Consider the following 23,267-nt stretch of genomic DNA (forward strand, 5'->3'; position numbering starts at 1 on the left):
GCCGAGCTGGCCGCTGTTGCCTCGATCCTCGGTCGCCTGCCGACCGTTGAGGAATACATGGTCTACGCGAAGGAAATCGACACCATGGCAGCGGACGTATACCGCTACCTGAGTTTCGACCAGATCGCCGAGTTCCGTGAAGCGGCAGCGAACGCCAACATCCCGGTCGTGCAAGCCTGAACGTAACCCTGCGTGAAGAAGAGCCCCGCCCAGTGCGGGGCTTTTTTATGCTGGAGGGCCTGCAGCCAGTCGGCCAGTTCGCTCGACCAGAGCGCCGGCCTGCATCACTTGGCCGTGGGTCTCTGCGCCAGCGGGCAGACCGACCGCCCGCTGGCCAAGCACACGAGGCGCTGGCCATCGCTCTCACGGTCGGGAAAGGTGAACGGCGGGAATGCCACATCGCTGACGCACACCGCCAGGGGGCTGGCCCGAACCGGCGCGACCAGGCAAACCAGCAGGCACAACAGGCCCAACCGAATACGCCCGCCGACACGCTGGGGTTCATCCCCAACAGGGCAAGGCGTCACGCCCAAGCAGCCAATCACATTCACTTCAGGCCCTCTATTCAGAGGGGAACAGCAAAACCCCAGTCCCAGCAACGCGGAGACCAAGGGCAGTTTCTTGCCGCCCGGTAAAGCCCCACCCTGGCGGGCGGGGCCTAGCCGGCTTATGCCCGCTTTGGATTGCGCAGCAGGAAGTGCGACAGCGCCGGGATCAGGATCAGCGCGCCGAGCATGTTCCAGACGAACATGAAGGTCAGCAGGATGCCCATGTCGGCCTGGAACTTGATCGGCGACCAGGCCCAGGTGATCACCCCGGCGGCCAGGGTGATGCCGACCAGGCCGACCACCCGGCCGGTGAAGGCCACCGCGTTCTTGTAGGCCGCCGACAGCGACAGGCCCTGGCGCTGGAAGTGCAACTGCACGCTGAGCAGGTACAACGCATAGTCGATACCTATGCCCACGCCGAGGGCGATCACCGGCAGGGTCGCGACCTTGACGCCGATGCCCATGTACACCATCAGCGCCTCGCAGAGGATCGAGGTGAGCACCAGCGGCAGGATCGCCACCACGGCCGCGCGCCAGCTGCGGAAGGCGATCAGGCAGAAGATGATCACCGCCGTGTAGACATAGAGCAGCATGGTGCGGTTGGCGTCGCGCACCACGATGTTGGTCGCCGCTTCGATGCCGGCGCTGCCGGCGGCAAGCAGGAACTGGCGATCCTCGCTGCTGTTTGCCTGGGCGAAGCGCTCGGCGATGGCCACCACCTGGTCGAGGGTCTCGGCCTTGTGGTCGGCCAGGTAGGCGATCACCGGCATCAGCGAGCAGTCGGTGTTGAACAGTTCCGGCGCGTTGACCGAGGCCTGCTGCGCGGCGTAGTTGAGCATGTCCTGGTTGCGCTGGATGCTGTTCAGCTTGGGGTTGCCCTCGAACGAGCCGGCAGTGATCTGGCGCACCGCGTTGACCAGCGACACGGTGGTCTGCACCTGCGGGTGCTGCTGCAGTTCCCAGGCCAGGCGGTCGGCCAGGACCAGGGTCTGGTAGTTCAGGCAGCCTTCCGGGCCGGTCTTGATCATCACCGCGAACATGTCGCTGGACAGCGCGTAGTGGCCGGTGATGTAGGCGTTGTCGCGGTTGTAGCGCGAGTCCTCGCGCAGCTCCGGGGCGCCGCTGTCGAGGTCGCCGATCTTCAACTGCAGGCTGACGACGAAGCCGCCGATGCCCAGCAGCACGGCGACCAGCACCGCGCCGGTCGCCCACTTGGGCGTGGTGAACAGGTCGAGCAGGTCCCACAGCTTGCCCAGGCCGCGATGCTGGGTGGCATGGGCGTCGATGATCAGCGCACGCTGGGCAGCCTTGGCGCTGACGCCGACATAGGACAGCGCCACCGGCATCATCAGCAGGGTGGTGAAGATCAGCACGGCGACGCCGATGCTGGCGGTGATCGCCAGCTCCTGGATCACCGGGATGTCGATCAGCATCAGCACGGCGAAACCCACTGCGTCGGACAGCAGCGCGGTGACCCCGGCGATGAACAGGCGGCGGAAGGTGTAGCGCGCCGCCACCAGCTTGTGGGTGCCCTGGGCGATGTCCTGCATGATGCCGTTCATCTTCTGCGAGGCGTGCGACACGCCGATGGCGAAGATCAGGAAGGGCACCAGGATCGAGTAGGGATCGATCGCATAGCCCAGCCAGGAGACGATGCCCAGCTGCCAGATCACCGCCATCAGCGAACAGCCGATCACCAGCAGGGTGCTGCGCAGGCAGCGGGTGTACAACAAAATGATGCAGAAGGCACTGAGCACGGCGACGCCGAAGAACATCATCACCTGGATCAGGCCGTCGATCAGGTCGCCGATCAGCTTGGCGAAGCCGATCACGCGGATCTTGATCTTGCCGCTGCCTTCCTCATCGGCCTGCAGCGCGCCACCGCCGGCGAACTCGTACTGGTCGCGCAGTTTCTCCTCGAGCACCTGGGAGAACTGGTGGTAGTCGATGCCCTGACCGGTGGCCGAGTCCTTGTCGAGCAGCGGCACGATCAGCATGCTCGATTTGAAATCGCTGGCCACCAGGCTGCCGACGATGCCGGCACGGTTGATGTTCTGCCGCAGCAGCTCGATGTCCGCCGGCGTGCCGCTGTAGCTGTCGGGCATCACCGGCCCGCCCTGGAAGCCTTCCTCGGTGACCTCGGTCCAGCGTACGCCCGGGCTCCACAGCGACTTCATCCAGGCGCGGTCGACGCCGGCGGTGAGGAACAATTCGTCGTTGACCTGCCGGAGCACCTCCAGGTACTCGGGGTCGTAGATGTCGCCCTCGGTGTTCTCCACCACCACCCGCACCGAGTTGCCCAGGCCGCGCAGCGAGGCGCGGTTCTCCAGGTAGTTCTGGATGTACGGCTGGCTCTGCGGAATCATCTTCTCGAAGCTGGGGCGCATCTCCAGGCGGGTCACGGCCATGTAGCCCAACACCAGGGTGATCAGCGCCATGAGCACGACGAACAGCGGTCGGTGATTGAACACCAGGCGTTCCAGCAGGTTGCCGCTGTGCGGATCGAAGTCGCGCAGATCGCGGATCACCGGCATGCTGTCTTGCTTGATTGTGCCCATGTCAGGGTACTCGCTCTTGTTGTTCTGTTATTCGACGGGCAAGGCGCGTACGCCACGGCCACCGACCAGCACCAGGGCGCCATTGGCGGCCAGGGTGGCGCCGGCGACCGGCGACTGGCTCTGCTGCGGCAGCAACTGCAGGTGGGTGCTGCCATTTTCACTGAGCAGCATGTGCCCGGCCTGGGTGAACAGCCGGTAAGCGCCAGCCGCATCGCGGCTGGCGGCGCTGATGCTGACCTGCAGGCCGCTATCCAGCGGGCTCCAGCTGGCGCCACCATCGGCGCTGCGGAACACATGGCCGCGCAGACCGTAGACCAGCAGCTCGCCAGGGCTGCCGATCAGGCCGAAGAAGCTGCCCTGGTAGGGCGTGGCGACGGCGACAAAGCGCTCCCGATCGGCATCCCACTTGCGCAGCAGGCCTTGTTCGCCGGCGAGGTACAGCGCCTCGCCGGCCGCGGCGATGGCATTCAGGTGCAAGCCCTGCGGGTTGTCGGTGCGGTCCTGCAGCGGCGTCCAGCTCTGGCCGCCGTCGCGGGTCGCGAGGATCAGGTTGAACACGCCGACCGCGTAACCGCGCTTGGCGTCGGCGAACCAGACGTCGAGAAACGGCTTGTCGGCGCCCTCTTCGATCAGGCGCTGGCCTTCGGCCACCAGCAGCGGCCATTGCTCGTTGGCCGGCTCGGCACTGGCCAGGGCGCCGTAATGCTGCACCAGCAAAGCGCCGATTTCACGGCCGTCGAGCTGCTTGCTCCAGGTCGCGCCGGCGTCATTGCTGTGCAGGATCACGCCATCGTTGCCCACCGCCCAGCCCAGCTCGGCGGTGGGGAAATGCACGGCATTCAGATCGGCGCTGACCGGCACGGCGGCCTGCTGCCACTGCGCACCGGCATCATCGGAATAGAGAATGTGGCCACGTTGGCCAACAGCGACCAGACGCTCACCCGCGCGGGTCACGTCCAGCAAGGGACTGCGCACGGCCAGGGCACTCGGCTTGGCCGGCAGTTCCAGTACATCGACATAGCTGGCTGCCTGAGCGACAGCCTGCAGCAGCGTCAACGTGGCGCAGAATGTCACTAGCATGAACTTTTTGAAAGAACACATACCGCGTCCTCAAGGGAAACAGCGCCGGGGTACCCGCGAAGGCAGCCCGGCGTGGGAATCAGCAGCTCCGGACGATCGGCGACTTACACCGACCGTCAGCACGTCACGCTGTCGTGATTAACGACAGCGTTCCGGCCAGGGCTTTTTTCATAGCGCGATCAGCGAATACCGGCGCCCGCCAGAGCCTCCGGCGACCACTGTACCTTCGACAGGGGTTCGATGTACTTGATGCCGCCGTAAGGGCCGACCACACCGTTGACGTTGTAGCTGCCACCGACCAGATCATAGATCACGTGAGGTGCAGAGTTGGGCGTATCCACGTCGTAGCTCTGGGTGAAGAAGCTGTAGGAGCCGCGATACAGCTGACCGCGGGCATCGTACTGGTCAGAGGCCAGGGCCACCCAGGTGTCCTCGTCCAGATAGAAGCGGCGCTTGTGGTAGATATGGCGAGCATCACCCTTGAGGGTACCTTCGACCACCCACACGCGATGCTTCTCCCAGCGCACGAACTCCGGCGCCAGGTGGTTCGGCGTGGTCATCGGCTTGGGATCCTTGATGTAGGTCAGCGCGTAGGTGTTGTACGGCACGACCATTTCCTGCTTGCCGACCAGTTTCCAGTCGTAGCGGTCCAGGCCACCGTTGAACACATAGACGTCATCGTAGGTGCCGGAGCCGGCGGTGCCCGGGTTCGGCGTGTCGTAGGCCAGGTTCGGCGCGAGCTTCACCCGGCGCACGCCGGGCAGGTACTGCCAGGCACGGCGCGGCTGTGCCAGCGGGTTGGCGGCGTCCTTGAGCATCAGCGACTCGCCGGCGCGGCGGGCCGGACCGCTGTAGTACAGCTTGATCTGCCAGTAGGTGTCCTTGGCCTCAATGACCTTATTCAGGTCTTCGTAGATCGGATAGGAATTGAAGGCCATACCGGTGGTGGCCAGGGTCGGGGTGCCTGCGGAGTCGACGTTCCAGGAGTCGTACTTGGTGGAGTACGCGACCCCCTGGTAACGCAGCAAGTGGTTCCACATGGCTTCCGCCCCGCTCTGCGGAATCGGGAAGGGTACGCCCGGCAGGACGTTCTCGATGGCATTGCCACCTTCCAGCGACTTGGCGCCGGTGGCGTTCTTCAGGGTGTTGTCCAGCAGGGTCTGGGGCAGCGTCGCCGTGCGATGACTCGGGTAGACATCAATGCGGAAGCTGGGGAAACGCTTGACCAGCTCGGCGGTGACCGCAGTCAGCTGGTCCTTGTACTGGTCGACGTTCTTGCCGTCGATCACCAGCACCGGTTTTTCATCGGCGAAAGGATCGGGGCGGAAGGTGTCGCCCGCCTTGAACCCGGCCGGCGCGGTCTTCAGGCCGCCGTCGAAGGCCGGAATGGAACCATCGGCACTGGCCGCCATTTCGGCACCCACTGCAGTAAGACTGGTGCCCAGCTTGGCCGCTTCCTCGGCCGATACCGCCGCCAGGGCGGCACCTGAAATCATGGAGGCCAGAGAGGCGGCCAGCAGCGTAGTCACGAATTTCATCTTGTTGTACTCCTGCCTAGTGGCTAGGTCATTCGCGGATCAAAAGGTGGTTTTTAAGGTCAGGTACATGGCGCCACGATCTTCGCCGGTGGCACCGCCGCCGGAGAACGAGGAGTAGCCGCCGCCGTAGCAGGTGTAGCGCTCAGGACCATCCAGGGCGTTCGGCGTGGCCCCGTCGGTGGCGCCGTCGTTACACTTCTCCGTCTCGCCGAAGGAGTCGACGTACTTGAGGTCGACGAAGTACTTGCTGTAGATCGCCGCGCTGACGCCCACCGCATAGTTGCCGGTGTCTTCGGCACCGCCTGCGACGACCGGGGAGACGCCATCGAGGCCGACGTTGATCGACAGCGGCGCGCTCAGGTCAACACCCGGGAACACCTGGTACCAGGTCGGGGTGAAGTTGACCGCCAGGCCCCAGTTGTCGCGGGTCGGCTTGTCGATGCCACGGTAGGTGCTCTTGCCCTTGTAGAGCGCCTCGTTCTCGCTATCGAGGCTGATCAGGTTGCTGTAGTACAGCTCGCCGAGCAGGACGGCCGAATCGAACAGCGGGGTGTCGCCGATGGCGACCAGACCGTTGACGGTCCAGTGCAGGGTTTCGCCGGTGGCTGCCATGCTGTCGCCTTCGCCTGGCACGTCGGTAACCACGCCAGTGCCCGGGGTGCGCGCCGGCAACAGGCCCAGTCCAGAACCAAGCCCGAGAGGACCAGTCGCACTGAGGATCGCCGGGATGCTGCTCAGCGGCATGTTCTGGCGGAAGTTGAGGTCGCTGCCGATACTGACGTCGCCGAAGTTCTTGGACAGGCTCAGACCGTAGATGTCGATGTCGTCGCCGTAGCTGAGGTTGTAGCTGGTGCCGGCCAGGGAGTCGACCAGAGTACAGACCGCCCCACCCAGGCCGCCAAAACCGCAGCTATTACCCACAACTGTAAGCGAGCGGGCATCCAGCACGGCCTGCGGCAGGATGTCCGAGGTGTTGCGGTAGTAGGCGCCCAGGGTGCCGTCCAGCCACTCCGGCGACCACTTGACCATCAGGCCCCAGTCGCCGCGATCATCGGGGGTGTTGTCATCGCCGCGACGCACGTTGGTCAGCGCGTCCTGGCCGAGCAAGCCGGGCGGCGTGGCGGTGTGGCCGAGCAGGAAGGACTGTGCGCCCTCGCCCAGCACATCGGAAGTGCCGTAGTAGGTGCCGGCCTCGGGCAGGCGCGCCTCGTCCCACTTGAGGAAATACTGGGCGCCGAAGGTCAGCTCGGGATTGAGGGTAAAGGTGGTGGAAATCTGGTTGCGCGGAACGAACAGTTCCTTGGCCTCGGTGCCTGGCGAAGCGGCCAGCTTGGCCAGGTCCAGGCCGGACTGGCCGTAGCTGACCGAATGCACCGGATTGAGGATGGTCTCGCCCCAGAACACGTTGTGCTGGCCGGCCTTGATGCTGAACAGCGACTCCTCGCCGACCTCGGTGCTGTAGAACAGGAAGGCGTCGAGGATCTCGCCGGATGGCCCGCTGTAGTAGCGCTGGGCATAGTTGCTCAGGTGCGGGCTACCGTTACCCACGCCGTCGAGACCGGTGAAGCCGCCGACCAGGGGATGCTGGCCGACCATGCCGCTCACGGCGCCATTGCCGTTGACGAACGGATTGGAGTTCGAACCAGTATTGTCGTAGGCCTTGTCATACCAACTCGCGGCGCTGACCCGGAAGCCCATGGAATTCTGGTAGACCACGTCGAACTCGGACAGCAGGTCGACGCGGTTGGTGATATTGGTGCCGGACTTGCGGAAGTTGTAATCACCGTCGTTGTTGTTCGGCGTACCGAGCATGCGCTTGTCGGCACTTTCGGTGCGCACGCCGTAGTTGTACTTGACCGTGTTGTCGAAGCGCACCGACCAGTCTTCGCTGCCGGTATCGAATTCGAAGGCCTGGGCGACCGGCATGGAAGCGGCCAGGATGGCCGTGGCCAGCAGGCTGCGACGCAAGGGGCTGGAACCGTGACTCTTGTTGTTGTGCATTATGTTGTCTCCGCTTCTTGTAATTGTTGCTCTAACAACGGCTCACATCCTGTATAGCTGCGATGCGAGTTTTACTTATTCAGTTTGTTCCTGGACGCATACTTGTTTGCTGCGCGCAGCGCATACGCTGGCGTTCCCGACTAGTGATCCAGATCGTCGATGAAATCCTCGGCCAGCGGCCATTTGCCGTAGCCGGAAGCCGGATTGAGGTGGCCGACCGCGCCGAGGTTGACCAGTGCACTGCCCCAGTCCTGGGCCATGCGGGTAACCGCGTCCAGGCTGGCCAGGTAATCGTTGGAGCTGCCGGCGAGGATGCTGCGAAACGGCAGCTTGCCCTTGGGCAGCGGGTTCCAGCCGTTGGCCCGCAGGCTGTCCGGCGTCGGGTAGTTTTCCGGCCAGCTGGCATCGAGGTCCGGCGGTGCGACCAGCAGCGCGCCCTTGATCGGACGGTCGTAGCGCGCGGCCCAATGCGCCACCATCAGCACGCCGGCGCTGTGCGCGACCAGGATCACCGGCCCGTCGATCTGCTCCAGCTCGCGCTGGATGGCCTCGACCCGGGCGGCGCAACTGAGCTTGTCGGTTTCCAGGGGTGGCACGCTGCGCACCTTGGCCAACCTGGCCTCGAGCAAGGTCTGCCAATGCTCGGCGACATGCTCACGCAGGCCCGGCACGATCAGAACGGTTGCGGCAGTTTGCTTTTTATCCACTTCAGCACCCTCGTCTTCTCGATGATTCGGCCAGCCAAACCGCCAGCGCTTTTTATAGTGTCGACAATAAAGCCCCCCCCTCCGGCGTGCTTCGCATTTGACGTCAGTCACTTTTCTATTGATGACAGGCACTGATCACCTTCGCACTCATGGCGCCACTGCCAGCCGACACAACAAACACAATCAAGACAAGGATTAGTTCAGACGCCAGCCTGGCACTCAATGTCAACAACCAGAATCACCGATTGCGCCTGATTGGCCCTCCGACGGCCTCCTGGACACTGATAAAATTCCCCGGAAGTTGATTGCCATCACTCACTACGTTCTTACACAGTCTGGGCCAATTGCTGCCGATCATCGATTCTGGATACCGGTCATTCTGGCGACTGCATCGACTTGAATCCTGTCGGACTGCCTGCGCATAGAACACGGTCATTGCAACTGGTGGCGCCAGCTCAGTTGAATAGGCAAGTTTTCCGACATTGACGCTGAGTACCGGCTGGTCCGTGCTGCTGAAACATTCAGGCTTCATCTACCACGTGATTGCGCAACAAGCCGATGCCTTCTATCTCGACCTCGCACACGTCTCCAGCTTTCATGTAAAGCGCCGGCTGGCGGGTGAACCCGACTCCCGGCGGTGTGCCGGTCACAATGACGTCGCCTGCCTGGAGCGTGAGCGCTTCGCTCAACAAGGCAATCAACGTGGCGGCATCGAAAATCATGTCGTCGGTGGAGGCGTCTTGCACAATCGTGCCGTTCAAGCGGGTCTGCACGCGCAAACCCTTGCCGCCTGCCGGCACCTCGTCAGGGGTGACGAGATAGGGGCCGAAAGCGCCCGTGCCGTCGAAATTTTTCCCGACCGTCCATTGCGCACCCTTCATCTGGTAATCGCGCACTGAGCCATCGTTGAACACCGAATAACCCGCAACGTGTTCAAGCGCTTTTTCCTTGGCGATGTGGCGTCCGGGCTTGCCGATCACGACGACGAGCTCACCTTCAAAGTCAAATTGTTCCGAGGCTTTTGGCCGCACCAAAGGTGCGCCGCTACCAATCAAACTTGACTGAAAGCGGGCGAAAACAGCTGGATAGGTGGGGGGCTGGAACCCGCCTTCTTTTGCATGCTCCAGATAGTTCAAGCCAATGCAAATGATCTTGCCCGGACTTTGCAACGGCGGCAGCACTTCAACCTCTGCGGCGCTGAATGTGCGCCCATCCAGCAGACACCGTCCGGCTGCCTGAAGCACTTCGTCACCTTTCTCGATCAAGGTTTCCAAGGTTCCGGGGTAGGCATTTTCATCCTCCAAACAACCGCGCAACTGTCCTTTTGTATCCACAACTCCCAAGCCTTGCTTGCCGCACGACTTGAATACTTGAAATCGCATGCCTCTTTCCTCAATTTCTTTGCTTGAGTGCTACCAGCGGTCATCGCGACCTACTTCACTAATTGACCGCCCTAACTGTCAGCACAACTTACGTACCGCTCCCAAGTGCTTTACTTCGTATCCATGACCGCCTTGTAGATGGATCGCTTTGGCGCTCCCATCACTCGTTGCACCATTGGCTCGAAGGTGCTCAGCGGATAAATCTCGCCGTCCGGATCGAAGGCCGGGCTGTCGTATTTATCGATAAACTCTAGCGTGCGCTCATAATGCGGATGGCCCTTGAACTGGTCACGCATGTTGCGATCCATGCCGATGTAGTGAAAGAAATTGTGCCCCTGAAAAATGCCGTGATGCTCAATCATCCACAAGTTAGCTTCGGATACGAAAGGCTTCAGGATCGCCGCTGCGACTTCGGGGTGGTTGTACGAGCCCAACGTATCGCCTATATCGTGCAGCAGGGCGCACACCACATACTCTTCGTCGCGTCCGTCTTTCAAGGCCAGCGTGGCGCTCTGCAGGCAGTGGCTGTAGCGGTCGATCGGAAAGCCGCCGAAGTCGCCCTCCAGAAGCTTCAGGTGCGCCAGTACGCGCTCAGGCAGTCCGCTGAAGAATTTCGCTGCCTGGGGTTTGATGATGTCCCAGTCTTCCTGGGTGCTGTCCTGCATGCGTTTGAATTTCGCCAGTTTCATCATGGAAGTCTTCATTTCTGATCTGCCGTGTGAGGTTGCCATCCGCATACGCGCCAGATGGCTTACGGTTCATTTCATTCAAATCACGGCGCCGCCATTGGGACTGATCACCTGTCCCACAAAGTAATGGTCTCCCGCCAGGTACGTCGCCATGGATGCATATTCCTCCATCTGGCCGAAACGCCCCGCGGGAATCATCTGCCAGAATCTGTTCCTGCCTACTTCGCCGATGGAGTCGAGATACTCCTCGAAGAACGGTGTCGACACGCCTCCCGGCGCCAGCGCGTTGACGAGGATATTGGCTCCGGCCACTTCGGCTGCGACCGACTTGGTGAACGCAATAACGGCTCCCTTGGTGGCGCAGTAGTGGGGGCTGTGCAGGCTGATGGTGGAGAAGCCTGCGATGGAGGCCAGGTTAATGATTCTGCCGTACTGCTGCGCCTCCATCAGTTTGAGGGCTTCGCGCGTGCAGTAGAACATGCCATGCACATTGACATTCCAGTAGCGGAGCCAGTCCTCATCGGTGATTTGGCTGGTGAAGCCGAGAGACTGACGAGGCACTGGCGTGGTCATGTAGGCGTAGTGCTTGTTGCGTCGCTCCGCGTCGGCTTTTCCGGTGGGCGCGACCGCTGCGTTGTTCACCAGAATATGCAGCGCGCCAAAACGCTCAACGGCGCTGGCAAACATCTCTGCCACCTCACGGCTTGAAGTAATGTCGCAGCGCAGTGCCAGACAGGCAGCGCCCGCCTCTTCCACTTTTTGCCGGGTTTCTTCCAGGGCAGGCATATCAATATCGCAGATAACGATATCCGCGCCGGCCTTGGCCAAGTCGACCGCGATGCTGCCGCCAAGACCACGGCCTGCACCAGTGATCAGGGCAATGCGGCCAGCGAGCTTGCCTTGTGTTCTGTCGCTTGTCGCATGTTCGGTTCGTTGTGATTGCTGTGACGACTGCATGGCGTTCTCCCGGGTTTAGGTACGATCAATTCTTCAGCGCTTATTCGTGGCCAGGTCTCAGGCAGGTCGGCGCATGAGACTGTAGCTCTGGGCCGTCGGACCGCCGTCGGGCATGCTCGCCAGGAACAAGGCCATGGGCGTCACCTCCTGGGGGGACTTGAACCACTCTCCTGGGGGGATGGCCGCATCGCGGGTCATGGCGGTCTTGACCGGGCCAGGAATGAGTTCGTTGACGCTGATGTTGTATTCATGCAGTTCCAACGCCAGCGATTGAGTGAGCATCCACATGCCGCTCTTGGAACAGGAATAAGCCGAAAACCCTGGCGCAGGGCGATTGCGTTGACCGGAGCCGACCATGATGATCTTGCCGGCGCCACGCTTACGCAGATGCGGGATAGCGGCATGTGCCGTGTAGTAAGCACCTGTCAGGTTGATGTCGATCGTCTTGCGCCACAACTCAGGGTCGCTGTCTTCGATCCGGCGTTGCTCGGTGGCGACACCGGCATTGGCCACCACAATATCGACCCCACCATATTCATCGCTGGCGCGCTGAAATAAAGAGACCAGCGAAGCGTAGTCAGCCACGTCAGCGACATGCGCAAGCGCCCGACCACCCGAGGTCTTGATCTGAGCGGCCGTTTCTGCGATTTCCGCGCCGCTGCGAGCGCTGCACACCACGGCAGCGCCAGCCTTTGCATAGGCGATGGCAATACTGCGACCGATGCCACGACCGGCACCGGTAATGATGGCGACCTTACCCTCGAGCGGGGTGGGATTGGAGTGGTTCATGAGCTGTTTCCTTTATTGTTTGTAGGATGAAAGGTCGAGATTCAAAAGAATGGTTGTGAACTGGTAGCCTCAAAACGGCGCAGATCGCGCACATAGCTGGCCCTCGCGCAAGCAAACATCAGCGCAGCAGCGATAGATATCAGTGGGATCCATTGCAAGGCCCCCAGCAGGCCAATCTGATCGGCCAGCACGCCCGTCAGGTAGGGGCCTGGCGCAGCACCCAGCAGATTGTTGGCCAACACCAGCGTGGCAAGGGCCGTCGAGTGAATGGCCGGGTGCACCAGGTTGGTCACTACGGCGCCAGCTGGACCATAGCTGCCAGCCGCGAAAAAGACGCCAACGGCGATCATGACAAACTGTGCAGCGCCCGGCGGCAAGCGCATGGCGATCACCAGCAAGACACAGGCGCCCAGACAGAACTTGATCGCCAGCGTCAGTTGTTTCTCCGGCGCGTCGCGCCCGGATCTGTCGGCGAAGGCACCGCACACGGCCATGCCGATCCCGCTGGCAATGAGCAGCAAAGCCGCTGCCAGTGCCGCCTTGTCCAGGGCCATACCGTAGTAGCGGTTAATGTAGCTCGGCACCCAGGAGATGACGGAGTAGGCGATAAACAGCTGCAGGCCGCTGGCGACGTAGGCGAACACCAGCGTAGGAGCGCCAAACAACGCCTTGACGATCTTGCGCAGCAGCTTGCGGTCCATGTTTTTCAGTCCGCCCGCACCACTCACTGCTTCAGACGAACCCTTGTGCACATGCAGGGCAACGCGGGCTTCGGTAATGGTCAATACGTAGACCAGCACCAGCAGCAGGCCGAAGAGGGCCATGGCAATGAATGCCGCCCGCCAGCCAAAGTGGGTAGCCAACACGCCACCAGCCGCCATGCCGAGCACCGAGCCGAACATGCCCGCAGCCGTGAATGCACCGGTCAGAGTGGCGCGCTTGGCCGGGGGAAAAATACTCAGGATGATGGCCAGACCGACGCTTCCGTAACCGGCCTCACCCAGCCCCACAAAAAAGCGCGCGAGCAGCATATGGCCATAGTTTTGCGCGACTCCGCACCCCAGGGTGGCGAGGCTCCAGAACAGCACCATCAGCACGATACATTTAACCCGTCCAAAGCGGTCGGCCAGTACCGCGATCGGGACAGCCAACAAACCAACCATCAGACCGACAATACCGCTGAGCAAACCGAGCTGGGCATCGCTCAGGCTCCATTCAGTTTTCAGCTGGGGAAACACGGCGCTGAGCACTTGCCGAGACATGTAATCTGACAGCATCAGGCCGAAGATGATGGCAAACACCAACCAAGCGTAGGCGCGCGAGCGTGGAGCCTCGAGCGCAAGGCCGGCGTTGGCAAACGAAGCGACAGATTCTTCCTGCATGGGTGTGCCTTGGTCTGTTGCGACGAAAGGCGTCGCGCCAATAGCTTGATTCACTACCTATCCGACAGGCTGGCAGGCATCTCTGCCCCCCTGCCCCCCAGTCTTGCCGTGTGGCAACACTGGGGGGCAGGTTGCGCATCAGACTCCGCTCAGGGGCATATTTTTCTGACCCGGTTTACGGTTCGGCGCCATGCCATTGGCGGCCAAGGTTTCCTCGATGCTGTTGTACTGCACACCGATCTTGTAGATCTCGCGCGCTTCCTTGCCGGTGGCGATTTCACGCCCCAGTTCGTGGGCGATGCGCACGGTTTGCTTGACCTGATCGACCGAGCCGAAACGATCGCCCTTGTGGTCAATGATGGTGTCTTCGTTGCCCACTCGCGGGTGCAGGCCCATGGCCAGAGCCATGGTGTTGAACGGCAGCACGTTCTTCAGCAGCGATTCGGAGGTCAGGGTGCAACCGTCTGGCACGCGGTGGATGAAGTTGAAGAAGTTGAACGGGTTCGGGCCGTCGAAACCGCCGCCGATGCCGATCCAGGTCAGGTTCAGCGGCCCCATGTACAGGCCCTTGCGCACCAGACGCATGAGGGTTTCCAGGGCGTGGATGCCGGTCAGCTGGAAGTGCGGCTGGATGCCGGACGCCTGCAGGCGGCGCAGGTGTTCTGCCACAAAGGCAGGGCCGGCCGGCACGGTCATTTCGCTGTAGGCAGCCTGGAAGGCCGGGCTGCCCAGGGAGGTGCCTTCCAGGTATTCCGGATACAGCAGCTCCATGATGTTCATCTGGGTGGTGTTGATCGCCAGGGTGACCTGATCAGGTTTGGGCGTCAGGTCGGCCAGCATGTGACGGGTGTCGTCGGACAGCCACAGGGCTTCTGCACCGTCACCTTCCGGCGCGAAGGAGATCGAACCGCCCACCTGGATGATCATGTCCGGCACGGCGTCGCGCACGCCGGCAATCAGTTCGTTGAACTTGGACAGACGCTTGGAACCCTTGCCGTCCAGTTCACGTACGTGCAGGTGCAGTACGGTGGCGCCGGCGTCGTAGCAGTCAACGGCCTTCTGTACCTGCTCGTCCATGGTCAGCGGGATGTCTTCCGGGAAGTCTTCCGGCATCCACTCTGGACCGTACGGGGCCACGGTGATGACCACCTTGTCCATGTTTTCTACGTGCAGGGAATCGTCCAGGAATTGCATATTCTCACTTCCTCAATAATTGCTACGGGAGACCAAATGGGGCCGATGGTGCTGGTGCTGTTTCAGTAAGGCTGATTGCCGATGATGGTGGCGCGGTCCATCTTGCGATGGCAGGGCGGGTAATCCATCACGGCGTAATGCTGGGTCGAACGGTTATCCCAGATCGCCACGCTGTTTTTCTTCCAGCGCCAGCGCACCTGGTACTCGGGGTTGTAAGCCTGGCTGATCAGGTACTGCAGAAGGTCACTGCCGCCCTTGTTGTAATCCTGGCCGTAACGCACCCGTTCCCGGGTGTGGTAATTCACCAAGTGGGTCGTGAATGCATTGACGAACAGGATCTTTTCACCGGTTTCTGGATGCGTGCGCACCACCGGGTGTTCGGCATCTGGGAACTGGCTCTTCAGCGCGAGACGCTTTTCCTTCGGCATGGCGGCGCCGAAACTGGACTCGATGCTGTGGCTGGCAATCAGGTCGGCAATCTTCGCCTTGACGTCATCCGGCAGCTTCTCGTAGGCCAACACCATGTTGGCCCACATGGTGTCGCCACCGACCGGCGGGCATTCCACGCAGCGCAGCACGGCACCCAAGGGCGGGGCTTCGCGCCAGGTAGCGTCGGTGTGCCAGCAGTTCTCGTAGCGGTCTATCGGACTGTCCGGGCTCTTGTAGATTTGCACCAGGCCCGGCGCGTCCGCGTGAGTGGGTGCCACCGGGTGATCTTCAAGGTCGCCAAAGCGGCGCGCAAAAGCCGCATGTTCGACGCTAGTGATGTCCTGGTCGCGCAGAAAGAGCACGCGATGCTTGATCAAGGCCTCACGGATGGGTGCGAACAAGCCATCGTCATGCACCGCGTCACGTAAACTGACACCCATCAGCTCGGCACCGATGGCACAGCTCAGTTGTTCGACTCTCATTTGCGCCGCCCTCCTTAAATGACGAAGATCGAGGAGCCGGTGGTCTTGCGCGCTTCCAGATCGCGGTGCGCCTGTGCCGCGCCTTCCAGCGTATAGCGCTGGTTGATCTCGATCTTGATGCGGCCCGCGCCGACATGACCAAACAGCTCGCCGGCCAGATCCGCCTTCTCGGCCGGGTCGGAAATGTAGTCAGCCAAGGCTGGACGGGTCAGATAAGGTGAACCCTTGGTGGCCAGAATTTGCGGATCGAAACCCGAGATGGTTCCGGACGTGAAGCCCAGGCAGACCACCAGACCGCGCCGCTTGACGGAGTTGAGTGAGGCATCGAAGGTGCTCTTGCCAACGCTGTCGATGACGACGTTCACGCCGACGCCATTGGTAAATTCGCGTACACGCTTGGCCACATCTTCATGGCTGTAATTGATGGTGTGATCACAGCCATGGGCCCGGGCGATGGCCGCCTTCTCTTCGGTTGAAACCGTGCCGATGACCGTCAAACCCAACAGCTTGGCCCACTGCGAGACGATCAGGCCGACGCCGCCGGCGGCGGCGTGCAGGAGGATGCTGTCGCCCGGCTTGAAGTCGTAGATGCGCCGCATCAGATAGGACGAGGTCAGGCCGCGCATGGTCATGGCGGCAGCGGTTTCACAGCTGATCGACTCGGGCAGCTTGATCAAGGGCGCAGCCGGAATCAGGCGCTCGGTGCTGTAGGCACCCAGCGTGTTCAAAAAGCCGGTGTAGGTCACACGATCGCCTACAGCGACATTGGTCACGCCTTCACCAACGGCATCGACCACGCCGGCAGCTTCGACGCCCATGCCAGCGGGCAACGGCATCGGATACAGGCCACTGCGGAAATAGGTGTCGGCGAAGTTCAATCCGACCGCTTCATGGCGCAGCCGAACCTGACCAGGACCGGGATCGCCGACGTCTACTTCCTCCCAGCGCAGGACTTCCGGACCGCCTGTTTCATACATGCGTATGGCGTGTGGCATATCAACTCTCCCAAATCCAATATGTTCGGCGCTCTGACTTCACTACATCGCGATGTCATCGCCGTGCAGGAAAAGTATCTGTGAATGAGCTGGTGCGAATTTGATATTCTGGGGCGAAGACTTTACATTTTGGGGCGACAGAGGGGATCTCGATGCCGAACTTGATAAGAAGCTCAAGCCTGACAAACTTTATCGACGTGGCCCGCGCAGCTGGCCTGGATCCCTATCGCCAGTTGCGAAAAGCCGGCGTCAGCACATCCGCATTACTGGATCCGGACATCAAGATCCCGGCGAATTCGGTGATGCGCCTGCTGGAGGATTCGGCTCAGGCATCAGGAGTCGAAGACTTCGGCCTGCGCATGGGCGAAACGCGCCAACTGGACAACCTCGGGCCATTGGCGATTGCCCTGCGCGAGGAAGCCACGCTGCGCGAAGCTCTGGGATCGGTCGCACGCCATCTAGTGCTGTACAACGAATCGATGGAGTTGCGCATCGAGGAAGGGGATGGCGTGGCGCTCCTCAAGCTGCTGGTGATACACGGCGCGCGCGGATCTCTGCGGCAATCAATCGAGATCGTCATGTGCACCTTGTACCGCATCCTCAAACTGTTCCTTGGCGCAAGCTGGAAGCCCAGAAGTGTCTGCTTCGAGCACAAGGCGCCAGCCAGCTTGGTCACGCACAGACGCGTGTTTGGCACGTCAATCCTGTTCAATCAGGACTTCGACGGTATTGTCTTGAGCCAAACCGATTTCGATACAAAGATCTCCTCGTATGACCCCGTCCTGGCGTGGCATGCCCGCGACTTCCTGAATGCGAAGCTGGCGCAGTCTGATGTGACGATGCCAGACAAGGTCAGAAAGCTGGTGTTGGCCCTGCTACCGAAAGGCGAGTGCGTTGCCGAGCGCGTGGCCGAGCAACTGGGTATGGATCGCAAGACCGTGCACCGCCATCTGGCCAGTCACGGCCAGAATTACTCCTCCATCGTCGATGCGGTTCGGGTCGATCTGGTGATTCAATACGTCGAAAACAGAGAACGGCCGCTGTCTGATGTGGCGATTTTGCTGGGCTTTTCGTCCTTGAGTGCCTTTTCTCGATGGTTCTCGGACCGCTTCGGCTGCAGTGTGTCGACGTGGCGCCGCGAAATACGCCAGCCGGTTTTAACCTCCACAGTTTGAATAGCCAGGAGTCGTCATGGTGGCATGAGCTCCTTGGCTCCTCAATGCGTGCCAGTAATAACGCTGAGGGGTTGTGCCGCTCTACTGGCGGAGTTGACCGGTCCCGAATGTTCGCGCTCTTGCTGGCTTGATGCGTGGCGATTGGCTTTCCTTAGCCAGGTGGCACCTCAAGATGTGCATGATATCGTCAACCAAGTGCATGTGACTGAACCGAACACATACTGGTCGTAGGCGACACCATCGACGGTGGTACTTACTGATTGAACAGCACCCACGATATTCAGGGTATCAAAGCTGTCACCGCCTATCTGCAACTCGTTGTCGGTATCGGTGAGCAACTCGATAGCCTCGGCGGTTAGCGAAAGCGTTGAACCAGCATCCCCTGTGCCCAGATCGATGCGCTCGATATTGCTCACACTGCCAGTCAGGCCTTCAGATGGCTCCACATATGCTCGAAAATCGCCGGCGGCATGTCGGGGTGGCGCACAATATTGTGCGGGCTGCCGATCAACTGCTCACGAGTGAAGCCACTGACCGCGACAAACTCGTCGTTGCAATAAGTGAGATTGCCATGTTCGTCTGTCGCGGAAATCAACCGTTGCTCGGCTGGGAGGCTGCGTTCCCGGTCGGTGATCGGCGTATTCAGTCGCATACAGGCTCTCTCAAGTCTTTCGCTTAGTTCCCCCACCAACGACTTCGGCGACCAGACAAACAGGGCGCCAGCAGATATCGTCACGTGTGCATCGGGGCCGTTTTTTCAAAACTGACACTGGAGACAGAATTTACTGGAGGCCAATTTCTTGAAAACCACAAAGGACGTCAAAAACTTCTCATTTCATGACTTGCAGACCAGCCTTGATCCATGTCAATTTTCTTTCTGCCGGGGCCGCTGCCCAGAGCAAGCCCTCCCCCAGGAATGCCCGCACATGACAAAACTGGTTCGCGCCGCCGTCCTGACCAACTACCTGGAAACCGCCCAACATCTCGGCCTCAATCCACACAATTTGCTGGCCGGGGTTGGCCTGAACAAGACCATGCTGCAGGATCCCGAGCAGCGCATCCCGGTCGATGCCGCGGTGCGTCTGCTGGAGGACTCGGCAGCCGCCAGCGGCTGTCAGAACTTCGGCCTGAGCATGGCCGAATCGCGCCAGCTCTCCGACTTCGGTGCGGTCAGCCTGCTGCTCACCCACCAGCGCACCCTGCGCGAAGCGCTACAGGTGGTGGTGCAGTACCGTCACCTGCTCAACGATTCGCTGGCGATCTTCATCGAAGAAGCCGGCAAGATGGTGATCATTCGCGAGGAAGTGGTCACCGAGTCGCACCTGCCCTGTCGCCAGGCCAATGAGCTGGCGATCGGCGTGATGTTCCGCCTGTGCGCCGCCCTGCTCGGCACGCACTGGCATCCCTACAGCGTCAACTTCACCCACCAGGCACCGAACAATCTGCAACTGCATCGCCGCCTGTTCGGCTGCAAGCTGGAGTTCGGCAGCGAGTTCAACGGCATCGTCTGCCCCGACGCCGACCTGGACGCGACCAATCCCCATGCCAACCCGGCGATGGCACGCTACGCCCAGCGCTACCTCGACTCCCTGCAGAGCGGCAACGGCGAGTCGATGCTGTTCGAGGTGCGCAAGGCCATCTACCTGCTGCTGCCGATGGGCCGCGCCACCATCGAGCAGATCGCCCAAACCCTGGGCATGAACGTGCGCACCCTGCAGCGCCGCCTGAAGGAAGGCGACAGCACCTTCAACGAACTGATCAACGACGTGCGCCGCGACCTGGTGCTCCGCTACCTGGAAAACCCCGACTACTCGCTGGGACGGATCGCCGACATGCTCGGCTACTCCATGCCGAGTTCCTTCACCCGCTGGTTCATCGCCCAGTTCGGCATGCCGCCGGCAACCTGGCGCGGTACGCACAAGCAGGTGCCGCGCAACAGCGGCTGAAGCCCCTGGCTAGTGCTAGGCGCGACGCGGCAACGCCGTCTTGTTCGCCAAGAGCCGATCGAGCAGCCGGGTCGGCAGCAGCGCGGCCAGGTACCACATCGGGTTGAGCGGGTAGCGCGGCTTTGGCCGGGGCGCTTCAATGGCCTTGAGCACGGCCCGGCTGACCGTCGCCACCGGCGCCCCTTTGGCCCCGTTGTGCGCCAACAGACCGAACAGCGCCTGCATGGCGCCCGCGTAATCGCTGTCCAGGTAGCGCGTGTCGGGTTGCGCCTTGCTCCAGATCGGTGTGCGGATTGGCCCCGGTTCGATGACTACCACCTGGATGCCGTAGATGCCCAGCTCCACCCGCAGTGCGTCGCTGACCGCCTCCAGCGCATGCTTGGTGGCGGCATAGCAGCCGGTCAGCGGTGTCGCCACCCGCCCGGATACCGAGCCGATATTGATCACCCTGCCCGGTCGTGTGCTGTCCTGGCGCGCGCCGAGTAGCGGCAGGAAGGCCTGGGTGACGGCCAGCAGGCCGAACAGGTTGACCTCGAACATGCCGCGGATTTCCTCCAGCGGCTGCAGCATCAGCGGGCCGCTGGGCGAGGCGATCCCGGCGTTGTTGACCAGCGCCGCCAAGCCCTCGGCGCCGACCCACTGCTCGACCTGGCGCACCGCCTGCGGCAAGCCGGCGCTGTCGCTCACGTCCAGGCGCAGCGGCAGGAACGCCTCGCCGAGGATGGCGCGGGCACGCACCCCGTCCTCGTCACGGCGCACCGTGCCGATGACCCGGTAACCCTGTTCGATCAGCAGGCGAGCGCTGTCCAGGCCAATGCCCGAAGAGACGCCGGTGATCAGGACGAAAGACTTCATGTGTTCTGCTCCTTGTGAGGTGTGCCATGGCGTGCAGTTGGACCGCGCTGCGAAAGCCAGAACGCCAGCAGGGCCAGGTACTGCAGGGCAGCCATACCCAGCGCCAGGCTCAGCGTGCTGTCCTGCAGCAACGGCACCAGCAGCGCCGAGGACAGCGCGGTGACGAGTTGATGGACGGTGATGAAACCACTGGAGGCCAAACCGCGACGCTCGGGAAAGCGATCGAGGGCAAGCAGCTGCAGGCCCGGCTGGGTCAGCATCAGGCCCAGGGCGAAGATCGGCAGGGCCAGCAGCGGCCAGGGCACGTGGCTCGGCAGCCACAGGCAGAGGCCGATATTGAGCAGGGTGGCGAGCAGCATCACGGCGCTGCCAAGCTGCACACCGCCTGCGGCACTCATGCGGCCGGCCACCCGATGGGCGGCGAAGGCGCCGGCCAGCAGGCCACCGACAATCGGCAGAAACAACCAGGCGAAGGATTGCGCACCCAGCCCCAGGTGCTCGATGACGAAGGTCGGCGCACTCAGCACGTAGAGGTAGATCGCGGCATTGGCCCCGGCGTTGGCCAGGCAGATCAGCACGAATGGAGCATCGCGCAGCTGTTCGGCGAACGCGCGGCTCAGCGCCAGCGGATGCAACGACTGGCGCTTGTCGATGGGCAGGGTCTCCGCCAAGTGGCGCCAGCAACCAAACAACAGCAGTGCACTGAGCAGGGCAAGAAAGGCGAAGATGCCACGCCAGCCGAACCAGGGCAGCAGCCAGCCGCCGCATAGCGGGGCAAGCGCCGGAGCCAGGGAAAACCCAATGGCCACCAGCGCCATCTGCCGCTGCGCGTGCACGCCGTCGAAACGGTCGCGGATCATCACCCGCCCGACCACCATGCCGATACCGGCGCTCAGCCCCTGCAGGGCACGTCCGGCGAACAGCCACTGGATACTCGGCGCCAGCATGCACAGCAGCGAGGCGCCGAAGAACAGGCCAAGGCCGAACAGGAGGAAGCCCCGGCGACCGATGGCGTCGGCAATCGCGCCGTGCCAGAACAGGGCCAGGGCAAAAGGCAGTAGATAGGCGGTGAGCGTCTGCTGCACCTGGGCGGGCGTCGCCGCCAGCTCCTCGGCAATGGCGGCGAACGCCGGCATGTAGGTGGCGATGGCGAACTGGCCCATGGAGGCCAGGCTGGCGACCAGCAGGACAAACAGGTGGGAGTTTCGCATTGGGGCGCTCGCCGCTCTCCGTGGACGGCCCCGGCCGTCCGTAAGGAGCGTCGCCGCGACCGCAAGCAATAAAAGCGGTCGACTGCCGAAACAGTCGCCGCAAAGCCCGGGACTCATCACCCCGACAGATCACCCCATCGCTGGGATCTTTCACGCTCACTGCGCGGCAGTTGGACAACACTGACCAACTGCCGTTTTCTTCAAGCAGACGACTGCCGCCTACATCCAATCGGCTCAAGGCATTGGTGCTGATTGCCAGAACCATCGAACGGCCAAAGCGGGTCACGATAGGCGCCAGCATAGTGCGGCGCCGGCGCATTCACTTGACCTTGCGGGACGACATTCAGTGCCTCGCTCGCTCACCTCATACCGGTGAGCGACGCTGCACTGCCTGCGGCCAGTGACACACCCCGATCGTGGATTGCACGAGGCAATTGCTCCGGACATAGGACCTCTGGAGACAGCCGCAACAGGCGGGAGTTTTTTTACAACCGCTCACAGTGTCATCGCCAGCTCGTCGAGATCGAGCACCGCGCGACTGAGATAGAACTCGGCGCCACCCTGGGTGCGGCCTTTACTCTGCTGCAGTTCGGCGCGCACGAAGCGGTAGTTGCCCCTGACCTTGAGCAGCACCTCGGCGTGCGCCGGATGCGCGGCCAGCAGGCTGTCGAAACGCTGTTCGATAGCGCCGTCGAGGGCCTGCAGTTGCGCGGGCATCAGGGCGAATCCGCCCTTGTCTGGCAGTGGATAGAGGCGTAGCTGGTAGTCCAGCAACAGGCGGGCCAAGGCTTGGCTCTGCGCATTGAGCAGCAGTGCCGATGCGCTCAACGCCGGATCCTGCTGGGCACGTACGTAGGCATCTGCGGCGGCCAGTTGCAGTTGCCGGTGGTGCTCAAGCAGCTGCTGAACCAGCTCGGGATAACGCTCGCCCTGCGCCCGCGGCAAGATTTCCAGCTTGGCAAATACACGCTTCATAGCCGTGACTGGCCGCAATAGCTGTGGCGGCTGGCCGAGCTGCAGGACAAAGGTTTCCAGCGTATTGAGGTGATGAAAGACCGCCGTCAGGCTGCGCGGGTCAGGAGTGCGATCCTGCGGGTTGAAATAGACCATGGCGCTGGCGCATAGCAGGTGACTACGGCTGTCAAGCTCGCTCAGTTGCTGGGCGCTACGCCCGTCACCCCAGGCCGGCTGACACAGCAGATACAGCAGGCACAACAGCACAGTGGTTCGCATCTTCCCTACCCTCGGTTCTTGTTGTTATGTCAGATCCTGTGGTGTCTCTGCCGGGCCTGGCGCACTAACGCTGCAGGCCCGCAAGGTGCGGCGGGCGAACTGGCCCATGGGAGCCA

20 protein-coding genes and 1 pseudogene are annotated in these 23,267 nt (G+C 62.0%); 3 read left to right on the forward strand and 18 right to left on the reverse strand.

Translation table 11 applies throughout. The annotated features are described in order from the left end of the window. A partial coding sequence (locus G9C89_RS19535) for a hypothetical protein (protein ID WP_172151224.1) occupies window positions 1-180 on the forward strand: 180 nt, incomplete at its 5' end. Window positions 181-667: 487 nt separating this feature from the next. On the opposite strand, the gene G9C89_RS19540 is transcribed toward G9C89_RS19535, so the two are convergent. The 13 genes from G9C89_RS19540 to G9C89_RS19600 form a co-directional block, all read right to left on the reverse strand. Beyond that, the gene (locus tag G9C89_RS19540; RefSeq protein ID WP_172151226.1) at window positions 668-3,106 is read right to left on the reverse strand and encodes an efflux RND transporter permease subunit; all 2,439 of its coding nucleotides are present in this window, start codon (window positions 3,104-3,106) and stop codon (window positions 668-670) included. 27 nt (window positions 3,107-3,133) lie between these two features. After that, complete coding sequence (locus tag G9C89_RS19545; RefSeq protein ID WP_172151228.1) at window positions 3,134-4,207, reverse strand: WD40/YVTN/BNR-like repeat-containing protein; 1,074 nt, start codon at window positions 4,205-4,207, stop codon at window positions 3,134-3,136. 158 nt (window positions 4,208-4,365) lie between these two features. Then, window positions 4,366-5,724, reverse strand: coding sequence for a DUF1329 domain-containing protein (locus G9C89_RS19550; protein ID WP_172151230.1), 1,359 nt, complete (start codon window positions 5,722-5,724; stop codon window positions 4,366-4,368). A 39-nt stretch (window positions 5,725-5,763) separates the two neighbouring features. Then, window positions 5,764-7,725, reverse strand: a complete 1,962-nt coding sequence (locus G9C89_RS19555) for a DUF1302 domain-containing protein (protein ID WP_172151232.1) — start codon at window positions 7,723-7,725, stop codon at window positions 5,764-5,766. Between the two features lie 140 nt (window positions 7,726-7,865). Next, entirely contained in the window at window positions 7,866-8,432 is a 567-nt protein-coding gene (locus tag G9C89_RS19560) for an RBBP9/YdeN family alpha/beta hydrolase (protein ID WP_172151234.1), read from the reverse strand. A 521-nt stretch (window positions 8,433-8,953) separates the two neighbouring features. Next, complete coding sequence (locus G9C89_RS19565) at window positions 8,954-9,814, reverse strand: fumarylacetoacetate hydrolase family protein (RefSeq protein WP_172151236.1); 861 nt, start codon at window positions 9,812-9,814, stop codon at window positions 8,954-8,956. A gap of 110 nt (window positions 9,815-9,924) precedes the next feature. Then, the gene (locus tag G9C89_RS19570; protein ID WP_172151238.1) at window positions 9,925-10,506 is read right to left on the reverse strand and encodes an HD domain-containing protein; all 582 of its coding nucleotides are present in this window, start codon (window positions 10,504-10,506) and stop codon (window positions 9,925-9,927) included. Between the two features lie 75 nt (window positions 10,507-10,581). Continuing rightward, window positions 10,582-11,460: an SDR family NAD(P)-dependent oxidoreductase gene (locus tag G9C89_RS19575; protein WP_172151240.1), complete on the reverse strand. Its 879-nt coding sequence runs from the start codon at window positions 11,458-11,460 to the stop codon at window positions 10,582-10,584. A gap of 57 nt (window positions 11,461-11,517) precedes the next feature. After that, the gene (locus G9C89_RS19580) at window positions 11,518-12,249 is read right to left on the reverse strand and encodes an SDR family NAD(P)-dependent oxidoreductase (protein WP_172151242.1); all 732 of its coding nucleotides are present in this window, start codon (window positions 12,247-12,249) and stop codon (window positions 11,518-11,520) included. Between the two features lie 41 nt (window positions 12,250-12,290). Next, the gene (locus G9C89_RS19585; RefSeq protein WP_172151244.1) at window positions 12,291-13,631 is read right to left on the reverse strand and encodes an MFS transporter; all 1,341 of its coding nucleotides are present in this window, start codon (window positions 13,629-13,631) and stop codon (window positions 12,291-12,293) included. A 138-nt stretch (window positions 13,632-13,769) separates the two neighbouring features. Beyond that, window positions 13,770-14,825 carry a BKACE family enzyme gene (locus tag G9C89_RS19590; RefSeq protein WP_172151246.1) on the reverse strand — a complete coding sequence of 352 codons (1,056 nt, stop codon included), beginning with the start codon at window positions 14,823-14,825 and terminating at the stop codon, window positions 13,770-13,772. A gap of 62 nt (window positions 14,826-14,887) precedes the next feature. Then, on the reverse strand, window positions 14,888-15,736 hold the full coding sequence (locus G9C89_RS19595) for a TauD/TfdA dioxygenase family protein (protein ID WP_172151255.1): 849 nt from the start codon (window positions 15,734-15,736) through the stop codon (window positions 14,888-14,890). Between the two features lie 14 nt (window positions 15,737-15,750). Beyond that, window positions 15,751-16,731: a quinone oxidoreductase family protein gene (locus G9C89_RS19600; RefSeq protein WP_172151257.1), complete on the reverse strand. Its 981-nt coding sequence runs from the start codon at window positions 16,729-16,731 to the stop codon at window positions 15,751-15,753. Window positions 16,732-16,883: 152 nt separating this feature from the next. On the opposite strand from G9C89_RS19600, the gene G9C89_RS19605 reads away from it, so the two are divergent. Further along, window positions 16,884-17,906 (forward strand): AraC family transcriptional regulator, encoded by a 1,023-nt coding sequence (locus tag G9C89_RS19605; RefSeq protein ID WP_172151259.1) that lies wholly within the window; start codon window positions 16,884-16,886, stop codon window positions 17,904-17,906. A 167-nt stretch (window positions 17,907-18,073) separates the two neighbouring features. On the opposite strand, the gene G9C89_RS19610 is transcribed toward G9C89_RS19605, so the two are convergent. Both G9C89_RS19610 and G9C89_RS19615 read right to left on the reverse strand, forming a co-directional pair. Next, on the reverse strand, window positions 18,074-18,322 hold the full coding sequence (locus G9C89_RS19610) for a hypothetical protein (protein WP_172151261.1): 249 nt from the start codon (window positions 18,320-18,322) through the stop codon (window positions 18,074-18,076). Window positions 18,323-18,336: 14 nt separating this feature from the next. Then, a pseudogene (locus G9C89_RS19615) lies at window positions 18,337-18,558 on the reverse strand (PAS domain-containing protein); the annotation flags it as partial. Between the two features lie 274 nt (window positions 18,559-18,832). Here G9C89_RS19615 and G9C89_RS19620 point away from each other — a divergent pair. Further along, window positions 18,833-19,852, forward strand: coding sequence for an AraC family transcriptional regulator (locus tag G9C89_RS19620; RefSeq protein ID WP_172151265.1), 1,020 nt, complete (start codon window positions 18,833-18,835; stop codon window positions 19,850-19,852). Between the two features lie 15 nt (window positions 19,853-19,867). On the opposite strand, the gene G9C89_RS19625 is transcribed toward G9C89_RS19620, so the two are convergent. From G9C89_RS19625 to G9C89_RS19635, 3 genes are all read right to left on the reverse strand, one after another. Then, a complete protein-coding gene (locus tag G9C89_RS19625) occupies window positions 19,868-20,707 on the reverse strand; it encodes an SDR family oxidoreductase (protein WP_172151267.1) in 840 nt (279 codons plus the stop codon). Then, the gene (locus tag G9C89_RS19630; RefSeq protein WP_172151269.1) at window positions 20,704-21,918 is read right to left on the reverse strand and encodes a multidrug effflux MFS transporter; all 1,215 of its coding nucleotides are present in this window, start codon (window positions 21,916-21,918) and stop codon (window positions 20,704-20,706) included. The genes G9C89_RS19625 and G9C89_RS19630 overlap by 4 nt, the downstream gene beginning before the upstream one ends. 495 nt (window positions 21,919-22,413) lie before the next feature. Next, window positions 22,414-23,151: a hypothetical protein gene (locus tag G9C89_RS19635; RefSeq protein WP_172151271.1), complete on the reverse strand. Its 738-nt coding sequence runs from the start codon at window positions 23,149-23,151 to the stop codon at window positions 22,414-22,416. Between the last annotated feature and the right edge of the window lie 116 nt (window positions 23,152-23,267).

Source organism: Pseudomonas tumuqii (genome assembly GCF_013184545.1).
GTDB lineage: Bacteria > Pseudomonadota > Gammaproteobacteria > Pseudomonadales > Pseudomonadaceae > Aquipseudomonas > Aquipseudomonas tumuqii.